The 3,263-nt window shown below is 43.7% G+C and carries 2 protein-coding genes; both read left to right on the top strand.

Translation table 11 applies throughout. The features are described 5' to 3' along the window. On the top strand, positions 1 to 1,653 hold a 1,653-nt coding region (locus tag QVO88_RS11395), incomplete at its 5' end, for a diguanylate cyclase (RefSeq protein WP_288178039.1). Between the two features lie 294 nt (positions 1,654 to 1,947). Further along, positions 1,948 to 3,201: a GTPase HflX gene (hflX, locus tag QVO88_RS11390; RefSeq protein WP_265290435.1), complete on the top strand. Its 1,254-nt coding sequence runs from the start codon at positions 1,948 to 1,950 to the stop codon at positions 3,199 to 3,201. Positions 3,202 to 3,263 lie beyond the last annotated feature (62 nt).

Here is a 3,263-nt window from a genome sequence, read left to right as displayed (position 1 = left end):
CGTCCTGGTAAGGATATCCTTGTGACAGGCTTTGATGACGATCCAGTGGCTGAGGAGCTTAATCCGCATTTGACGACTGTCAAGGCTGACCCTTCTGAGCTTGGCTATCATGCCGTTCAGGAGGCTGTGAACTATGTTATAAATAAGGCTATAAACAACGATAAGATCTCTTCAGAAATGGTAAGAAGAAATTCCTGCGGCTGTCAGGGCAACTCAAAATTAAAGACCATATCTTTTGGCCGCATATCAGATGATCCGGAAGCGTTTGCAAGAAGAATGAGCCAGTTTTTGTTCAATAAATACAGTGCAAGTGAAACAACTGCGAAAATGCGAGAAGTTTACGTCAAGATAATATATGCTCTTGATGATTATGCCCGTGAGGAAAATCTTGATAATGAGATCAAAAAAGACAAAGTATTAGAAATGGTCTCAACTCTTGCCAGTGAAGAATTTTTTAGGTTTGTGAACGTTGATGAGCTTTATGCTTCTGTTGAGTATATTCAGCAAAAGCTTATCTCTCGTTTTGATAACGTGGAGAAGCATTTGAAGTTAAATCAGACTTTTATTCAGATATACAAGATACTGGCAGAACGCAATGCGAATTATTGTAAGGAAAAACTTGAGGATAATGAGTTTCTTGCATGGCAGGCAAATTCTATCACAAGGGATATGCTTGTATTTGAAGCTTATGATGACAGAGCATATGAGACCGTTGTGGATAAGCTTACGAGGCTTCATATGGAATCAAGCTTTCTGTTCAGCTTCGAGCCTGCCATTATTCACTTTGGTACAGATAAGTGGCAACCGCCGGAATATATGTATCTCAAAGCCTATCACAATGGTTCTGACGCTATCCAGCTCCCACATGAAGAGCAGGCTGTAAAGTATACAGAGCTGTTGTCGAATAAGTATCTGCCAACAGACAGACGTTATACATTAGTGGTATCACCATTGTTCTCTAACGAGGAGCATTACGGAATACTGATGTGTGAGATAAAGCATGAGTATTTTAATTATTTGCAGTCGGTGACAGTTCAACTTTGTGCGGCACTTAAAATAATAACCTTGATGAAGCAGCAGGCTGTTACCCAGAAGCAGCTTAAAAAGAGCCTGATCGAGATCAAGGAGAACAATGAGCTTCTTCGAGATCTTTCAAGGCAGGACGCTTTGACGGGTTGCTACAATCGAAGGGGATTTTTTGAGGAACTTCGTAAAAGACTCAGCAATGACAAAAACGAGGGTGAAAAGGCTATCATGGTCTTTGCCGACCTTGACTGTCTGAAAACCATAAATGATAAATTTGGTCACGAGGAGGGCGACTTTGCTATACTATCTGCGGCAAAGATACTTAAACACTCTTTTGGCAACAGTGAGATAGTGGGTCGTATAGGTGGCGATGAGTTCGTTGTATGTGCTTTTCTTGATAACGCAATAGATATCCCGTCAATGAGAAATCATATAGAAGCGGTCACAAGAGAATACAATATTAAATATGCCGCCGATAAGCCATATATAATCCATACGAGCGTAGGCGTTTATCCGTTCGTATGCAGTGCCACGCTTGAGATAGGAGAGCTTCTCAGCCATGCTGATATCCTGCTTTATGAGGAGAAAAAGCATAAGAGGAGCATACTTAAAAGCGATTATGAATAACATTTGCAGGCTGTCTGAAAAAGGCAGCCTGCTTTTTGTTTTTATGCTTGACAAAAAATCATGGCTGTGATATAATAAAACATATTTTACGAAAGGAGCGTCGGATGACATGAGAATTACAAGAATATGGGTGAGGAACTATTAAACCGAATATCAGGCAGGTGCATTGGCACAAGCCGCTCCGACTCTTCCGTATAACGTTTTGGTTACACGCCTGAGGGTGTGTTTTTTTATGCCTGAAAAAGCCGAAGAGCGGCTTGATAACAGACATTAGGAGTGATTAATATGGCAGAAATGTTTGACAACACAATAAAGAAAGACCGTGTGCTGTTGGCGGCAGTGGATACAGGTTCGTATGACGTGGAGCTTTCCCTTGACGAGCTTGAAGAGCTGACAGAAACAGCAGGCGGTGAGGTGATAGCGAGAGTAACACAGAAAAGGCCGTCCTTTGACAGCGGCACTTGCATAGGCTCAGGCAGGCTTGAAGAACTGGCTGAGATATGCAGAAATGAAAATATTGACAGGATAGTTTTTGACTGCGAACTGACAGCCACACAGATAAGAAATATCGAGGACGTGTGCGGCGTTTTCACTATCGACAGAACTATGCTCATACTGGATATCTTTGCTCAGCGTGCGACTACTCGTGAGGGCAGATTGCAGGTAGAGATAGCACAGAACAAATACAGACTTCCAAGGCTTGCAGGCATGGGAACCAATATGTCACGTCTTGGCGGTGGTATCGGCACAAGAGGTCCTGGTGAGTCGAAGCTTGAAACTGACAAGCGACACATCAGAACACGTATTGCGGCACTTTCAGACGAACTTAAGGAGATAGAGAAGCGTCGTGGGCTTATGAGAAAACGTCGCAAGAAAGACGGTGTTCTTACAGCGGCGATAGTGGGCTATACAAACGTGGGCAAATCCACACTGCTTAATTATCTTACAGAAGCGGGCGTGCTTGCAGAGAACAAGCTTTTTGCGACTTTGGAAACAACATCAAGGGCTATAGAGCTTCCTGACGGCAGGTCGGTGACGCTTATTGACACGGTTGGACTTATCAGACGTCTGCCGCACCAGCTTGTGGAAGCTTTCAAATCCACTCTTGAAGAGGCGGCAAGTGCGGACGTTATAATCCATGTGTGCGACGCCTCGGCTGATGACTGCGAGGAACAGGCAAAAGTTACCCTTGAACTGCTCAAAGAGCTTGGCTGTGAGGGAATACCTGTGGTGACAGTGTTCAACAAGTGCGACAAAGTGCCTTATATAAACGAGCTTGACACATCAGGTGAAGCGGTGAAGATATCCGCCAAAAACGGCACAGGTATTGACAGCCTGCTTGCGGCTATACAAAAGGCATTACCCGAAAACAGCGTAAGATGCAGGCTTCTTTTGCCTTTTGACAAGGCGGGTCTTGTGAACACCATAAGGCAGGAGGGCAGGATATTCAGCGAGGATTATACCGCTGAGGGTATCGTTCTTGACGCTCTTGTGGATATCAAGGTCTATCATCTTGTGGAAAGCTATAAGGTAAAAAATGAAGAATAAAGTGTTTTTCAAACGTTAAAAAAATGTAAACTCTCGGCTTGGCTATTGACAAGCCCTGCCTG

Origin of the sequence: Ruminococcus sp. CAG:57 (assembly GCF_000435935.1) — a bacterium.
GTDB classification, from domain to species: domain Bacteria; phylum Bacillota; class Clostridia; order Oscillospirales; family Ruminococcaceae; genus Hominimerdicola; species Hominimerdicola aceti.
This window is presented reverse-complemented; position numbering and strand designations above follow the sequence as displayed.

Coding starts and splice junctions, on each gene's coding strand:
- hflX (WP_265290435.1), top strand. CDS start 1,948: ATGTTTGACAACACAATAAAGAAAGACCGTGTGCTGTTGGCGGCAGTG.